The sequence below is a fragment of the Phytopseudomonas punonensis genome (genome assembly GCF_900142655.1).
Lineage (GTDB): Bacteria > Pseudomonadota > Gammaproteobacteria > Pseudomonadales > Pseudomonadaceae > Aquipseudomonas > Aquipseudomonas punonensis.
On the sequence record NZ_FRBQ01000002.1, the window covers coordinates 288,208 to 303,142 of the forward strand.

Annotated in this window: 13 protein-coding genes; 7 read left to right on the forward strand and 6 right to left on the reverse strand. The window is 61.7% G+C overall.

Features of this window, described 5'->3' with window-relative positions:
• Positions 1-50 precede the first annotated feature (50 nt).
• The gene (locus BUC40_RS07995; protein WP_073264392.1) at positions 51-1,019 is read left to right on the forward strand and encodes an NAD(P)H-quinone oxidoreductase; all 969 of its coding nucleotides are present in this window, start codon (positions 51-53) and stop codon (positions 1,017-1,019) included.
• Here BUC40_RS07995 and BUC40_RS08000 read toward each other — a convergent pair.
• The gene (locus tag BUC40_RS08000; protein ID WP_073264394.1) at positions 1,012-2,661 is read right to left on the reverse strand and encodes an FMN-binding glutamate synthase family protein; all 1,650 of its coding nucleotides are present in this window, start codon (positions 2,659-2,661) and stop codon (positions 1,012-1,014) included. The two genes, BUC40_RS07995 and BUC40_RS08000, sit on opposite strands and share 8 nt — an antisense overlap.
• A 256-nt stretch (positions 2,662-2,917) precedes the next feature.
• Here BUC40_RS08000 and BUC40_RS08005 point away from each other — a divergent pair, with 256 nt between their 5' ends.
• From BUC40_RS08005 to BUC40_RS08015, 3 genes are all read left to right on the forward strand, one after another.
• Positions 2,918-4,042: a beta-ketoacyl-ACP synthase III gene (locus BUC40_RS08005; protein ID WP_073264396.1), complete on the forward strand. Its 1,125-nt coding sequence runs from the start codon at positions 2,918-2,920 to the stop codon at positions 4,040-4,042.
• Between the two features lie 261 nt (positions 4,043-4,303).
• Positions 4,304-5,632: an OprO/OprP family phosphate-selective porin gene (locus BUC40_RS08010; protein ID WP_073264398.1), complete on the forward strand. Its 1,329-nt coding sequence runs from the start codon at positions 4,304-4,306 to the stop codon at positions 5,630-5,632.
• Positions 5,633-5,741: 109 nt separating this feature from the next.
• Positions 5,742-6,866, forward strand: coding sequence for a GNAT family N-acetyltransferase (locus BUC40_RS08015; RefSeq protein WP_073264400.1), 1,125 nt, complete (start codon positions 5,742-5,744; stop codon positions 6,864-6,866).
• 57 nt (positions 6,867-6,923) lie between these two features.
• Here the strand turns inward: BUC40_RS08015 and BUC40_RS08020 are convergent, their stop codons facing one another.
• From BUC40_RS08020 to BUC40_RS08040, 5 genes are all read right to left on the reverse strand, one after another.
• Entirely contained in the window at positions 6,924-7,187 is a 264-nt protein-coding gene (locus tag BUC40_RS08020) for a DUF2790 domain-containing protein (protein ID WP_073264402.1), read from the reverse strand.
• Between the two features lie 197 nt (positions 7,188-7,384).
• On the reverse strand, positions 7,385-9,220 hold the full coding sequence (locus BUC40_RS08025; RefSeq protein WP_073264405.1) for an ABC transporter ATP-binding protein: 1,836 nt from the start codon (positions 9,218-9,220) through the stop codon (positions 7,385-7,387).
• A gap of 129 nt (positions 9,221-9,349) precedes the next feature.
• Positions 9,350-9,904, reverse strand: a complete 555-nt coding sequence (locus BUC40_RS08030; protein ID WP_073264407.1) for a peptidylprolyl isomerase — start codon at positions 9,902-9,904, stop codon at positions 9,350-9,352.
• Between the two features lie 5 nt (positions 9,905-9,909).
• Positions 9,910-10,722, reverse strand: a complete 813-nt coding sequence (locus BUC40_RS08035) for an alpha/beta fold hydrolase (protein ID WP_073264409.1) — start codon at positions 10,720-10,722, stop codon at positions 9,910-9,912.
• A gap of 4 nt (positions 10,723-10,726) precedes the next feature.
• Positions 10,727-11,653, reverse strand: coding sequence for a PA3225 family LysR-type transcriptional regulator (locus BUC40_RS08040; protein ID WP_073264411.1), 927 nt, complete (start codon positions 11,651-11,653; stop codon positions 10,727-10,729).
• 74 nt (positions 11,654-11,727) lie between these two features.
• Between BUC40_RS08040 and BUC40_RS08045 the strand changes: the two genes are divergently transcribed.
• The 3 genes from BUC40_RS08045 (at position 11,728) to BUC40_RS08055 (ending at position 14,757) form a co-directional block, all read left to right on the forward strand.
• The gene (locus BUC40_RS08045) at positions 11,728-12,042 is read left to right on the forward strand and encodes a 3-phosphoglycerate kinase (RefSeq protein WP_073264413.1); all 315 of its coding nucleotides are present in this window, start codon (positions 11,728-11,730) and stop codon (positions 12,040-12,042) included.
• A 363-nt stretch (positions 12,043-12,405) separates the two neighbouring features.
• Complete coding sequence (gene rarD, locus BUC40_RS08050; protein ID WP_073264415.1) at positions 12,406-13,308, forward strand: EamA family transporter RarD; 903 nt, start codon at positions 12,406-12,408, stop codon at positions 13,306-13,308.
• A gap of 96 nt (positions 13,309-13,404) precedes the next feature.
• A complete protein-coding gene (locus tag BUC40_RS08055; RefSeq protein ID WP_073264417.1) occupies positions 13,405-14,757 on the forward strand; it encodes a DEAD/DEAH box helicase in 1,353 nt (450 codons plus the stop codon).
• The last annotated feature ends 178 nt before the right edge of the window (positions 14,758-14,935 follow it).

Here is a 14,935-nt window from a genome sequence, read left to right on the forward strand (position 1 = left end):
AGGCCCGTCGCTGAGCGACGGGCCAGGTTCGAATGCACTATGGAGGCACCGTGAAAGCATTGCAAGGCGTTGAAGGGCAGGTGGAATGGGTCGATCGTCCCACTCCAGCCTGTGATGTAGGGGAAGTTCGTATTCGTGTGGCGGCAGCGGGCTTGAACCGTGCCGACCTGTTGCAGCTGGCTGGCAATTACCCGCCGCCGCCGGGTGCCAGCGACACGCTGGGCCTGGAGTGTGCGGGCATCGTCAGTGAAGTGGGCGCCGGTTGCGATGACTGGCAGGTTGGCGATCGCGTGTGCGCGTTGCTGGCTGGCGGCGGCGTGGCCGAAGAGGTCGTAGTCGATGCGCGCCACGTGCTGCCGGTGCCGGAAGGCCTGTCGCTGCACGAAGCCGCTGCGTTGCCCGAGGTGTACGCCACTGCCTGGCTCAATTTGTTCCAGCTGGCCGGCTTGAAGCCTGGCGAGAAGGTGCTGTTGCATGCTGGTGCCAGTGGCGTTGGCTCGGCAGCGATCCAGCTGTGCAAGGCCTTTGGTAGTGCCTGCTGGGTGAGCGTTGGTTCGCAGGAACGCCTGGCGTATTGCGAAAGCCTGGGCGCCAGTGGCGGCGCTATTCGCGACAAGGACGGCCTGAAAGTGCCGGACGACTTCGGCCCCTTCGAGGTGATTCTCGACCCGGTTGGCGCCAGTTACGCGGCACTGAACCTCAAGCTGCTAGCGCTCGATGGGCGCTGGGTGAACATCGGCATGATGGGCGGGCGCAAGGCCGAGGTGGACATGGCGCTGGTGCTCGGCAAGCGTATCCAACTGATCGGCTCGACCCTGCGTAACCGCGACGATCTGTTCAAGGCCGAGCTGCTTCGCGACCTGCGCCAGCACGTGTGGCCGCTGTTTAGCGAAGGGCGGTTAAAACCGCAGCTGGCCAGAACCTTCCCGATTGCCGAGGCCCAGGAGGCTTATGCCACTTTGGAAGGCAACCAGGTCAACGGCAAGCTGGTGCTGGTCATCGACGACAGCCTCAGCTGACCTGCCGGTCTGACGCGGCGCCCTGGTGCGCCTCGTCAGGCGCCGCGTCGAAGTTGTCGGCGCGGGCCATCTTCCACATCCTCGCGTAAAACTCGCCCTCGATCTGTCCGCTGAGCAACTCGCCTGGCTTGAGAAACACGTGCTGCTGCGAGAACAGGCGAATTTCTGTGGCCGACATCCGCTGCACCAAGTGCCGTGCATCCATCTGCGCCGGATGGTCGAGGCCGGCAGCGGCGAGCATTTCCGCCAGCGCCTTGAGGGTGTTGCGGTGGAAGTTGTACACCCGCTGCGCCTTGTCCTCGACCACCAACGCACGCTGACGCAACGGATCCTGGGTGGCCACGCCTGTCGGGCATTTGTTGGTGTGGCAGCTCTGGCTCTGGATGCAGCCGATGGCGAACATGAAGCCGCGTGCGGAGTTTGCCCAGTCGGCACCAATCGCCAGCACACGGGCGATATCGAAGGCGCTGACGATCTTGCCGCTGGCGCCGAGCTTGATCTTGTCGCGCAGGTTCAGGCCAACCAGCGTGTTGTGTACGAACAGCAGGCCTTCACGCATCGGCACGCCTAGGTGGTCGGTGAACTCCACAGGCGCTGCTCCGGTGCCGCCTTCCTTGCCGTCGACGACGATGAAGTCCGGCAGGATGCCGGTTTCCAGCATGGCCTTGGCGATGGCCATGAACTCCCACGGATGGCCCAGGCAGAACTTGAAGCCAACCGGCTTGCCGCCCGACAGCTCCCGCAGGCGGGCGATGAACTGCAGCAGTTCGATGGGTGTTGCAAAAGCGCTGTGGCGCGACGGCGATACGCAATCCTCGCCCATTGGCACACCACGGGTTTCGGCGATTTCCGGGGTGATCTTGTGCTTGGGCAGAATGCCGCCGTGGCCGGGTTTAGCACCCTGGCTGAGTTTGATCTCGATCATGCGCACCTGCGGCCGTTGCGCCTGAGCGGCAAAGCGTTCGGCATCGAAGCTGCCGGTGGCGGTACGGCAACCGAAGTAACCGCTGCCCAGCTCCCAGATCAGGTCGCCGTCGTGCTCGCGGTGATAACTGCTGATGCTGCCCTCGCCGGTGTCGTGGGCGAAGTTGCCCAGCTTTGCGCCCTTGTTGAGCGCGCGTATGGCGTTGGCGCTAAGCGAGCCGAAGCTCATGGCGGAAATATTGAACAGCGACGCCGAGTAAGGCTGGCTGCACTGCGGCCCGCCGATGACTACCCGGAAGCTGTCCGGGTCGCCCAGCGGCGCCGGGCGCATCGAGTGGCTGATGAACTGGAAGCCATTCTGGTAGACATCGCTGAGGGTACCGAACGGTTTGTCGGCGCCTTCGTTCTTGGCCCGGGCGTACACCAGCGAGCGCTGGGCGCGGGAGAAGGGCAGTTGCTCGCTGTCGCCTTCGAGCAGGTACTGACGAATTTCCGGGCGGATGCCTTCGACCAGATAACGGATATTGCCCAGGATTGGATAGTTACGCCGCACCGCGTGGCGCTTTTGCAGCAGATCGCCAATACCCACCAAACTCAACACGGCGCTCACCAGGGTCAGTGGCCATACCCATTCGTGCTGTACGAACGCCAGGCTGCCAAGAGTGAACAACACGCAAAAGGCGAAAAAGGCGTAGCGGCTGAGCAGCGACAGGTTCATACAGCTTCCTTGTTGCAGGAGGGGGACGGCGGCAATTTAGACCGCCGCTCACGGTTCGTCGATGCCTGCGGTGGCCTCGGGCGTGCCAGGCTTGCGCCTCGTTACCTGCGTGCAGACGAAAACGCGGCGCCTGTGGCACACTTGAGAGCCAGTGAATACGGGTTGTGCAGCGACGAGCAGCGCCAGACCGTGCTCCAGTGCCGCCGGCCCTTTGCCGCGGTCTGCCAGGCTATCGCCACGAACAAGAGGAAGCAGCGTGCATAACGTCGTCATCAGCGGTACGGGCCTTTATACCCCGGCCAACAGCATCTCCAACGACGAGTTGGTGGCGTCCTTCAATGCCTATGTGCAGCAGTTCAACGCTGACAACGCTGCTGCCATCGAGCGCGGCGAGGTAGAGGCGCTGAGTGAGTCGAACAGCGCCTTTATCGAAAAGGCCTCGGGGATCAAGAGCCGTTTCGTGATCGACAAGCAGGGCATCCTCGATCCGCAGCGTATGGTGCCGTCTATTCCGGAGCGTGATAACGAGCAGTGGGGCATTCTCTGCGAGATGGCGGTCGCCGCTGCCGAAGAGGCGCTGGCCCGCGCCGGTAAAACTGCGGCAGATATCGATGGGGTGATCGTTGCCTGCTCGAACCTGCAGCGCGCCTATCCGGCGGTGGCCATCGAAGTGCAGGCGGCGCTCGGTATTCAGGGCTTCGGCTTCGATATGAACGTGGCGTGCTCGTCAGCCACCTTCGGCATTCAGGCCGCGGCCAACAGCATCCAGCTCGGCCAGGCGCGGGCGATCCTGATGGTCAACCCGGAAATCTGCACCGGCCACCTGAATTTCCGCGACCGCGATAGCCATTTCATCTTTGGCGACGCCGCTACTGCGGTGATTCTGGAACGTGCGGATCTGGCGACGTCAAAGCATCAGTTCGAGATCGTCGGTACCAAGCTGCTGACCCAGTTTTCCAATAACATCCGCAATAACTTCGGTTTCCTCAACCGCGCTGCGCAGGACGGCAACCAGGCGGCTGGCGACAAGCTGTTCGTGCAGGAAGGGCGCAAGGTGTTCAAGGAGGTCTGCCCGATGGTTGCCGAGCTGATCGCCAACCACTTGCAGGAAAACAACCTGAGCGTGGCCGACGTGAAGCGCTTCTGGCTGCACCAGGCCAACCTCAACATGAACCAACTGATCGCCCGCAAGCTGTTGGGCCGTGACCCGGAGGCCCACGAAGCGCCGGTGATTCTCGACACCTACGCGAACACCAGTTCGGCAGGCTCGGTTATCGCCCTGCACAAGAATCAGGACGATTTGCCGGCCGGCTCACTCGGTGTGCTCAGCTCATTCGGCGCCGGCTATTCCATCGGCAGCGTGATTCTGCGCAAGCGCTGATCGTACAAAGGCGGCACGCAAGGTGCCGCCTGCTTAAATCGATAAACCCCTCTAAAACGCCCTATACAGCGGACCCAGCTACTCGGCTGGGCGTTTCGCTGTCAAGCGTTATATTCAAAGGGATTAAAAAGTTCCCTTGTCATCAAATATTTATATATCGGAAACGGCGCTGAAATAAGCCGCCGCGAAGATTCCCCCAGCACGAACGAGCCCAACGCTCGGGTGTTTTTCAGCACTTAAGTTCAATTAGGGGAATTCTCGATGATCCGTAAGCACTTCGCCGGTTTCGCAGCCAGCGCCCTGGCTCTGGCCGTTTCCGCCCAGGCTTTCGCCGGTACCGTCACCACCGACGGCGCTGACATCGTGGTTAAAACCAAGGGCGGCCTTGAGGTTGCTACCACCGACAAGGCTTTCGGTTTCAAGATTGGTGGTCGTCTGCAGGCTGACTACAGTTCGTTCGACGGTATTTACACCCGAAACGGTGATAGCGCCGACGCTGCCTATTTCCGCCGTGCCTTCCTGGAAATTTCCGGCGTTGCCTTCACCGATTGGGCCTATACCCTGAACTACGACTTCTCGCATAACTCGGGTAGCTCGGAAGACGGCTACTTCGACGAGGCGTCCATTGCCTATAACGGCTTCAAGCCGGTTTCCATCAAAGTCGGTCGCTTCGATCCCGAGTTCGGTCTGGAGAAGGCCACCAGCTCCAAGTGGGTAACCGCCCAAGAGCGTAACGCCTTCTACGACGTGATCGACTGGGCTAACGGCCACCAGAACGGCATGGGTATCCAGGCCTCCAGCACCATCGGTGACTCGGTCTACCTGTCCGGTGGCCTGTTTGCCAAGGACAACAACGACACCGATGGCGACAGCAACAAACAGGTCAACCTGCGCGGTGTATTTGCACCCCTGCATGAAGCCGGCAACGTGCTGCACCTAGGCTTCAACGCCGCTCGCCGCGATGTATCCGACTCGGTGATCGATACACGCTTCCGTAGCCGCCTGGGCATGCGTGGCGTGGAAACCACCGGTGGTAACGACGCCGGCACCAACGGTAACCGCGTTGTATTCGCGGGTGCCAACAACACCGTCGCTGGCTCCTACGATGACGATACCGCTCTGGGCCTGGAAGCTGCCTGGGCAATGGGGCCGCTGTCGATCCAGGGCGAGTATATGAAACGTAAGTTGAAGGCGGATTCCTCTGCCTTCCAGGACATCGAGGCGGATGGTTATTACGTACAGGCAGCCTACACCCTGACTGGCGAATCCCGTGGCTACAAACTGGGCAAGTTCGACGCCATCAAGCCTGAGAACAAGCAGATCGGTGCGTGGGAAGTGTTCTACCGCTATGACAGCATCAATGTCGAAGACGACAACCTGGTGACCGCTTCCGCTACCCGTGATGTCGGTGACCTGGAAGCCAAAGTGCACAACCTGGGCGTCAACTGGTACGTCAACGAAGCGGTGAAAATCAGCGGCGTGTACGTCAAGGCCAATACCGAGAACGTTTACAACGCTTCTACCACTGGCGTTCGTACTGGCGATGACAGCGGCGACGGTTTCGTCTTCCGCGCTCAGTACGCGTTCTAAGCAACACCTGCAAACGTGGTACTCCTTTGAACCCCGCCGTAGGCGGGGTTTTTTTATTGGTGGTGCGCTTGGCGATATAGTGTGCGCTGATTGCCCGCGGATATTGCCGATGCCTGTCTACAGCCTGCACGCCCTCAACGAACTCGACGCCGCAACCTGGGATGGCCTGCTTACCGAGCCGCAGCCATTTCTGCGCCACGCTTTTCTTTCCACGCTGGAAGATAGTGGGAGCGTTGGCGGGCGCAGCGGCTGGCAGGCGGCCCATCAGGTGCTGCTGGGCAGCGATGGCCAACCGTTGGCGGCGCTGCCGGCCTACGTCAAATATCACTCTCAAGGCGAGTACGTATTCGATCACGGCTGGGCCGATGCCTGCCGCCGCGCCGATATCGCGTACTACCCGAAGTTACTCGGCGCAATTCCCTTTTCACCGGTCACTGGTCAGCGCCTGCTCGGCTCTCCAGAAGCTGCAGCGCAGATGCTCGATGCGCTGACCGCGACTCTGGAAGAGCAAGGGCTTTCAGGCCTGCACGTGAATTTCACCGATGCAGCGAGTGATGCGCTGATGCGCGGGCGCAACGGTTGGCTGCAGCGCCTGGGCTGTCAGTTTCACTGGCACAACCGCGGCTACCGGGATTTTCAGGATTTCCTCGACACCCTCAGCTCACGCAAGCGCAAGCAGATGCGCAAGGAGCGCGAGCAGGTGGCCGGGCAGGGGATTGATTTCGAGTGGCGCGAAGGGCAGCAGTTGAGCGAAGCGGAGTGGGACTTCGTCTATCACTGCTACGCCAACACCTACCATATTCGCGGCCAGGCGCCGTACCTGACTCGCAGCTTTTTCAGTCTGTTGGCCGAGCGCATGCCCGAGGCGATTCGCGTGGTATTGGCATGTCGCGGCTCACAGCCGGTGGCCATGGCGTTCAGCCTATGGGGCGGCGACAGCCTGTATGGGCGGTACTGGGGCTGTTTGGCCGAGTTTGATCGGCTGCACTTCGAAACCTGTTTCTATCAAGGCATGGAGCAGGCGATCGCGCAGGGATTACAGCGCTTTGACGCGGGCGCTCAGGGCGAGCACAAGTTGATTCGTGGCTTCGAGCCAACCATCACCCATTCCTGGCACTACTTGGTGCACGAAGGCTTGCGTGATGCCGTGGCGGGGGTTCTGCAGGAGGAGCGTGAGGGCGTTCTGGCTTACGCCGAACAGGCGCGGGAGATGCTGCCGTATCGGCAGGCCTGAGATAGCGCAGCTGCGCGCTGCGGTTGCCCGCAGCGCGCCAGTGCAGCAGGCGACTGATCAGCCATCGTAACGGCCGCCCCACTCGAGAAAACTCATCTTGTGGGTTTCACCCTGGCTGTCGGTGTAAACCATGATCACCGGCACTACGCCGCGTTTGTCGGAAACATCGGTGCGATAGAGCACTTTCTGTACATCGACTTTCATGCCGTAGTGGTACTGCTCGGTCGGCAGGCCTGCACCCGGTTTGGCCTGTATGTCGGCTGCGAAAACGGCGGGAGCGAGGCTGGAGAGCAGGGCGGTGATAGCGGTTGCAACTTTCATGATGGAGTCCTCGATTGTTCGATGACCGGCAACCTGATCGACCTATTCGATTGCGTTGCCTGGTGGACTCATATGACCAGCAAAGCCGAAACGGCGGAAATTGATGGTCTCGTTAGTGAGTATCATGAAAATTGATATATGTTAGCTAGCTAACGAAGTGCCTATTTTGTGTGCTGACACATGCCAATTCGCGAGCCTCAGTCGACGCCGACGAAGCCGCCAGTTTGGTGTTGCCACAGGCGCGCATAGAGGCCGCCGCGGGCGATCAGTTCGGCGTGGGTGCCGGTCTCGATTACCTGGCCTTTGTCGATCACCACCAGGCGGTCCATCCGCGCGATGGTCGACAGGCGGTGAGCGATAGCGATCACAGTCTTGCCGTCCATGAGGCTGTCGAGGCTTTCCTGAATCGCCGACTCAACTTCCGAATCCAGCGCCGAGGTGGCTTCGTCGAGCACCAGAATCGGTGCGTCCTTGAGCAGCACGCGGGCAATGGCGATGCGCTGGCGCTGACCGCCGGAGAGCTTGACGCCGCGCTCGCCAACCTGGGCCTCGAAGCCCATGCCGCCCTGGCTGTCGTCGAGTGTGGCAATGAAACCATCTGCGCGGGCTTTACGGGCTGCGGCCCAGAGTTCTTCATCGCTGGCCTCGGGCCGGCCGTAGCGCAGGTTGTCGCGGATCGAGCGGTGCAGCAGCGAGGTGTCCTGGGTGACCACGCCGATATTGGCGCGCAGGCTTTCCTGGCTAACCTCGGCGATGTTCTGTCCGTCGACTAGGATGCGCCCGCTTTCCAGGTCATAGAGGCGCAGTAGCAGGTTGACCAGGGTCGACTTGCCGGCGCCTGAAGGGCCCACTAGGCCGATCTTCTCGCCGGGGCGAATCTCGATGTTCAGGCCGCTGATCACGCCGCCTTTCTTGCCGTAGTGGAAATGCACGTCGTCGAAGCGCACGCCGCCCTGTTGCACCTGCAGCGGCTTGGCGTCTTCGCGGTCGAGCACTTCGCGCGGCTGAACGATGGTCTGCATGCCGTCCTGCACGGTGCCGACGTTCTCGAAGATGCCGTTGATCACCCACATGATCCATTCGGCCATGTTGTTGATGCGAATCACCAGGCCCAGCGCCAGGGCGATGGCGCCGGTGCTGATCAGCGATTCGCTCCACAGCCACAAGGCCAGAGCGCCAGTGCCGACGATCAACAGACCGTTCAGGCAGGTGATCAGGAAATCCAGGCTGGTGATGATGCGCGTCTGCTGGCGGAATTTGTCGAGCAGCTCGGTCATTGCCTCGCGGGCGTAGGTTTCTTCCTCACGCGAGTGGGCGAACAGCTTGAGCGTCGCGGCGTTGCTGTAGCCATCGACCACCCGGCCCATGACTTTGGAGCGCGCGGCAGAAGCCGCAGCCGAACGCTCCTTGATGCGCGGCACGAAGTACCAGAGTGCCGCGCTGTAGCCGATGATCCATAGCGTCAGCGGCGCGATCAGTCGCACGTCCGCCTCGGCAAACAGGTACAGCGCGCTGCCGGCGTAGACCACCACGTGCCACAGCGCGTCGATCACCTGCATGGCCGATTCGCGCAGCGACGGGCCGGTCTGCATGACGCGCTGGGCAATGCGCCCGGCGAAGTCGTTCTGAAAGAACGTCAGGCTCTGCTTGAGCATATAGCGATGGTTCTGCCAGCGGATCAGGTTGGTCAGCCCCGGATTGATCGTCTGGTGGACGAGCAGGTTGTGCAGGCCAAATACCAGCGGGCGGATGATCAGCGCCACCAGAGCCATCCACAGCAACTCGTTCCTGTGCTCAGCGAAGAAGGTGCTGGCATCAGCGGTAGCCTGGGCCATGTCGATCAGCTGGCCGAGAAAACTGAACAGCGCCACCTCGATCACCGCCACGAAGAAGCCGACGATCAGCAACACCACCACTGGCGGCCATACCTGCTTCAGGTAATGGGCGTAGAAACGCAGCATGCCGGCCGGCGGCGCTACATCGGGGCTGGGTTTGAAGACGTCGATCAGATTTTCGAAACGGCGAAACAACATGGGGTGCAGTCTGCTCTGGCGAATGATGGGGATGGCGGATAAAGAAAGGCTGCCGATTGGCAGGAGCGCGTGGCGCTGAGGTAAACCCACGCGCTCAGGCGCGTGGGTTACCGGGGGAGGGTAGCAGTATCAGAGGCGCTTGGCGTCGAGAATCACCACCGGGTCGACCGGCACGTTCTGCTGGCCGGCGCGGTTGGCGGTGCGTACCTGGGCGATACGGTCGACCACTTCCATGCCACGGGTCACCTTGCCGAATACCGCGTAGCCGAAGTCGCGCGAGCCGTTATCCAGGAAGGCGTTGTCGGCATGGTTGATGAAGAACTGGCTGGTGGCCGAGTCGCGTACCTGGGTACGGGCCATGGCCAGTGTGCCGCGCACGTTGTGCAGGCCGTTGTCGGCTTCGTTCTTGATCGGTGCCTGGGTCTGTTTCTGGCGCATGCTCTCGTCGAAGCCGCCGCCCTGCACCATGAAGCCCGGAATCACGCGATGGAACACGGTGCCCTTGTAGAAACCGCTGTCCACGTAGGCCAGGAAGTTCTGGGTGCTGATCGGCGCTTTCTGCTCATCGAGCTGCACTTCGATTTCACCGAGGCTGGTGGTCAGCAGCACGGTGGGGTTTTCCGCCGCCATCAGGTGGGCGGTGAACAGCAGCGAGCAGGCGGTGAGGGCGAGTTTCTTCAGCATCGGGTCTAGTCCTTGAGTGAGGTGGCAGCAGTGTTTTCGACTTCATGCAGAAAGGCAAGCAGGCTGCGGTTGAAGTGTTCGGGCTGATCGAGCGGCGTGGCATGGCGTGAATCGGCGATGACCAGCAGGCGTGCATCTGACAGTTCATCGACGTACGCCTGCTTTTGCGCGACGGGCGTGTAATCGCGGTCGGCGCTGATGACCAGAGTTGGACAGGTGATGCGGCTCAGGCGTTCACGCACGCCCCAGCCGATGATGGCGTCCAGGCTGGCCAGGTAGGCGCGTTTGTCATTGCGCGGCCAGCGCTCTTCGACCTTGCGGCGCAGCTCGGCCTGTTCGGGTTTGGGAAACAGCATCTTGCCCAACGCTTTGGCGATGGTGTCCAGGCTGAGCAGCCGAGACAGCGTCCAGCGCTTGGCTATTTCCAGGTAGTCAGCCGGCTTCTTCGCCTTCACTTCCGGGCCGCTGTTGACGACTGTCAGACTGCGCAGCAAGTGCGGACTGTCCACGCCCAGTTGAAAGCCGATCATGCCGCCCATGGAGATGCCGACCAGGTGCACGGGCGCAAGCCCAAGGTGCTCGATCAGCGCCGCGGCGTCACCTGCGAAATCACTGATGCGGTAGCGCTGGCGCGGTTTGTCGGAGCGCCCGTGGCCGCGTACGTCGAGGGCGATCACCCGGTGCTGTGCGGCCAGCACGGGAATCTGCAGTTCCCAGTCCAGCGTGCTGGAACCCAGGCCGTGAATCAGCAACACCGGCGACCCCTCGCCGTATTCTTCGAAGAACAGCCGGCAGCCGCGATGCTCGAAATAGGCCATGGGCTCAGACCGGCGAGGCGGGAGCGGCGAGGGCAGCGTCGAGCGGGGCGGCGTCGAAGCGTTGGATCAGCTCGGTGAGAATCTGCGTAGCCGGGCCCAGCGCCTTGTCCTTGCTGGCATAGAGAAAGAACACCGGCTTGCGGTTGCCGCCCTTGTCGAGCGGCAGCGGCTTGAGCAGGCCATCCTTGAGTTCGCGTTCGATCATGTGGCGCGGCAACCAGGCGAAACCCAGGCCGCTGCCGACGAAGGTCGCTGCGGTGGCCAGGCTGCCCACCGTCCAGCGCTGCTCGGCGCCGAGCCAGCCCATATCACGGGGCTGGTGGCGCCCGGAATCGCGGATCACCACCTGCATCTGGGTTTCCAGATCCTGGAAGCTGAGTTCGCGCTGCAAACGATGCAGCGGGTGATCGGGGTGCGCCACGGCCATGAACTCCACCGGGCTCATTTCCGAGCCGAGAAAGCCGGGGATGTTGTAGGCGCTGATCGCCAGATCCGCGACACCTTCCTTGAGCACTTCCTCGACGCCCGACAGTACTTCTTCACGCAGGCGCACCCGGCAACCGCGGCTCTGCGGCATAAAGGCGGTGAGCGCCCGCACCAGGCGTGCGCTTGGGTAGGCCGCGTCGACCACCAGGCGCACCTCGGCCTCCCAGCCTTGCTCCATATGGTGCGCCAGGTCTTCGAGCTGGCTGGCCTGCTTGACCAGTTGTCGCGAGCGACGCAGCAGCACATCGCCGGCTTCGGTGAGCACCGCCTTGCGGCCATCAATGCGCAGCAGCGGTACGCCGAGTTGCTCTTGCATGCGCGCCACGGTGTAACTCACCGACGATTGCGAGCGATGCAGCACTTCGGCGGCCTGGGCGAAACCGCCGTTATCGACCACCGCCTGCAGGGTGCGCCACTGGTCGAGGGTTACTCGTGGGGCCTTCATCTCATCTCCTTCACCAGCGGCTGTGCACGGGGCTGCACTGGCTCTAAACTGACGGCCCACCTAGGAGGCTGGCCATGAAAAAACTCTGCTGCGCGCTGATTGCCTGCTTGCCACTGGCAGCCTTGGCTTATCCCATCGAACTGGAAAAACAGTTCAATGGCGCCGAAATCTCGGCAAGCACCCAGGAAATCGATCACAACATGGCGGCCGTACTGGTTCAGAATTACGGCTCGCAAGCCGCTTCCTGCAAAGCCGTATTTCGTAACGGCCCCGAGGCGCCGCGTACGCGAAGTACGACCCTGGCGGCGGGGCAGAGCGGCAATCTCACGGTGAAGTTTGCTCGCAGCATCATCCGCCTGCGTGTGCAGCTCACCTGCGAGCCGCAATAAGGTTCGAGCAGACTAGGGTTAGCGCCCGGACAAATCAACTTCATCGATAGTTGGGTGCGAAATATCGGGTCTTTTAATCGGATGTGGCTTGGTGCTCGCCGCCATCGTTGCTCTTCGCAGGCTCGAAGATCTGCCGAGTGCGGCCAAATTCACCGCAATTAGCGAGGCGGGGCAATGGGCTTCGCCTCTTTATTTCTCCCCGGATCGCCCGGTGGATTGTCTGCCTGCAAATGAACCGTTATGGTGCGCCGCACTCGCCTGGTGCGGCGCTGGCATATCTGCCCGCGCCGTAGTCGCAACGCTTGTACGGCCGCCTGATAGGCTGATTAAGGTGGGCTATTTTCTTCTCCCTTGAGGTGCGTGATGACGCTTTCCGGACCCGGCGTGCTGCTTTCTGTCAGCGCGTCGATCCTGTTCGCCCTGATCCCTGGCTACGTGCAGATGCTCACGCCGTTGGACGGTTTTCAGGTGTTCGCCCAGCGCGTGCTGTGGTCGATTCCGGCGGTGTTGCTGTTGCTCACCCTGCTGCGCCAATGGCCGCTGTTGCTGGCTGCGCTGCAGCGCTTGCGCCGAGAACCACTGCTATTGGCTGCGTTGCCTCTGGCAGCGGCGATGATCGGCCTGCAGTGGTTCCTGTTCGTGTGGGCGCCGCTGACCGGCCATATGCTCGACGTCTCTCTGGGTTACTTCCTCTTGCCGCTGGCCATGGTGCTGGCCGGACGGGTCTTCTACGGCGAACGTCTGCGTCCGCTGCAAAGGCTCGCCGTGGCCTGCGCATTTGCCGGCGTGCTGCATGAGTTGTGGCAGTCCCAGGCGTTTTCTTGGGTCACGCTGGTCACCGCGCTAGGCTATCCGCCTTACTTCATGCTGCGCCGCTGGATGCGCCTGGACGCACTGCCGGGGCTGGTACTGGAAATGTTGGTGATGGCGCCCCTGGCCATCTGGCTGGTCGTCTACTGGGCGCCGGCCGGGATGTTCGCCGAGTATCCGCGCCTGTGGTGGCTGGTGCCGGGCATGGCGCTGCTGGGCACCATCGCCCTGGCAGCGATGATGGCTTCGTCGCGGCTACTACCGTTGGGCCTGTTTGGCATTCTCAGTTATGTCGAGCCGGTGCTGCTGTTTATGGTCAGCCTGGTATTTCTCGGCGAGCAGTTCGATTCCAAGCAGTTCCTCACTTACCTGCCCATCTGGGTAGCCGTGGTGCTCGTTGGCTGGGACAGCGGGCGCTTGCTGATCAAGCAGCGGCGCATGCAACGGGCCGTCTGACGGCTTTCGGCGGTTCAGATTGAGAAAGCATTCGGCCCCGGGGCGCGAACGCGGTAACCTATGCGGCTGATTTAGCATTTGCATCGAGGTTGCCCCGTGTTTGCCCAATTTGCCCTGCATGAACGCCTGCTCAAAGCCGTGGAAGAGCTCAAATTCACCGAGCCGACCCCGGTACAGGCCGCTGCGATTCCTCTGGCGCTGGAAGGCAAGGACCTGCGGGTAATCGCCCAGACGGGGAGCGGCAAGACCGCAGCCTTCGTATTGCCCATGCTCAACCGTCTGCTCGGTAATGGCAGCTCCAAGGCCCGCGTCAGCGTACGTGCGCTGATTCTGCTGCCGACCCGCGAGCTGGCCCAGCAGACCCTCAAGGAAGTCGAGCGTTTCGCCCAGTACACCTTTCTCAAGGGCGGGCTGATTACTGGCGGTGAAGATTTCAAGGTGCAGGCTGCCATGCTGCGCAAGATCGATATCGTCATCGGTACGCCAGGCCGGCTGATCGAGCATGCCAACGCTGGCAACCTGTTGTTCGATGACGTTGAAGTGCTGGTGCTCGATGAAGCCGACCGCATGCTCGACATGGGCTTTGCCGAAGATGTGCAGCGCCTGGCCGAGATGTGCGGCCGTGAGCACCAGACCCTGCTGTTCTCCGCCACCAGTGGCGGCGCGGGCCTGCGTGAAGTGGTCGCCAAGGTATTGCGCGACCCCGAGCATCTGCAGCTCAACCGGGTCAGCGAACTCGCCGAAGGTACGCGTCAGCAGATCATCACCGCCGACCACAACTACCACAAGGAGCAACTGGTCGAGTGGTTGCTGACTAACGAGACCTACGACAAGGCGATCATCTTCACCAACACCCGTGCCCAGGCCGACCGCCTGTACGGCAAGCTGGTGGCCAAAGAATTCAAGACTTTCGTGCTGCACGGTGAGAAGGACCAGAAAGACCGCAAGCTGGCCATCGATCGTCTGCGCCAGGGTGCGGTGAAAGTGCTGGTTGCCACTGACGTGGCGGCGCGCGGCCTAGATGTCGATGGTCTGGATCTGGTGATCAACTTCGATATGCCGCGCTCGGGTGACGATTACGTGCACCGCACCGGGCGTACCGGCCGTGCCGGTAATGAAGGGCTGGCGATCTCGCTGATCACCCATAACGACTGGAACCTGATGTCGAGCATCGAGCGCTACCTCAAGCAGCGTTTCGAGAAGCGTACCGTCAAGGAGCACAAGGGCATTTATCAGGGGCCGAAGAACCTGAAAGCCTCCGGCAAGGCTGTGGGCGCCAAGAAGAAAAAGATCGACCCGAAAACCGGCAAGAAGATCGCCAAGAAGTCAGCGGCGAAAACCCCGGCCAAGCGCAACACGGTTAACAAGCCGAAGAGCGATGCGCCGACGCTGGTCAGCCAGGACGGGCTAGCGCCGCTCAAACGTAAGGCGCCTTCGGCCGACGCCTGATCCCGGCAGCGCTTACCGACAGCCACGCCTGTCGGTAAGCGCTTAGAACCTGTTCAAGATCTTTTTAGGCGGCTGCTGCAATGCAGAAGCAGTCATCGATGCAGTACCTGTGGGAGCGGGCCATGCCCGCGAAATCACGGGCATGGCCCGTCCCACAAGTGGCGATCGACCGGCCGCT

What these genes read in the sequence shown, in the direction of transcription:
- BUC40_RS08035 (WP_073264409.1), bottom strand. Translation starts at nt 10,722, where the DNA reads ATGGCCTATTTCGAGCATCGCGGCTGCCGGCTGTTCTTCGAAGAATAC.
- BUC40_RS08010 (WP_073264398.1), top strand. Translation starts at nt 4,304, where the DNA reads ATGATCCGTAAGCACTTCGCCGGTTTCGCAGCCAGCGCCCTGGCTCTG.
- BUC40_RS08000 (WP_073264394.1), bottom strand. Translation starts at nt 2,661, where the DNA reads ATGAACCTGTCGCTGCTCAGCCGCTACGCCTTTTTCGCCTTTTGCGTG.
- BUC40_RS08030 (WP_073264407.1), bottom strand. Translation starts at nt 9,904, where the DNA reads ATGCTGAAGAAACTCGCCCTCACCGCCTGCTCGCTGCTGTTCACCGCC.
- BUC40_RS08025 (WP_073264405.1), bottom strand. Translation starts at nt 9,220, where the DNA reads ATGTTGTTTCGCCGTTTCGAAAATCTGATCGACGTCTTCAAACCCAGC.
- BUC40_RS08015 (WP_073264400.1), top strand. Translation starts at nt 5,742, where the DNA reads ATGCCTGTCTACAGCCTGCACGCCCTCAACGAACTCGACGCCGCAACC.
- BUC40_RS08020 (WP_073264402.1), bottom strand. Translation starts at nt 7,187, where the DNA reads ATGAAAGTTGCAACCGCTATCACCGCCCTGCTCTCCAGCCTCGCTCCC.
- BUC40_RS08040 (WP_073264411.1), bottom strand. Translation starts at nt 11,653, where the DNA reads ATGAAGGCCCCACGAGTAACCCTCGACCAGTGGCGCACCCTGCAGGCG.
- rarD (WP_073264415.1), top strand. Translation starts at nt 12,406, where the DNA reads ATGACGCTTTCCGGACCCGGCGTGCTGCTTTCTGTCAGCGCGTCGATC.
- BUC40_RS08045 (WP_073264413.1), top strand. Translation starts at nt 11,728, where the DNA reads ATGAAAAAACTCTGCTGCGCGCTGATTGCCTGCTTGCCACTGGCAGCC.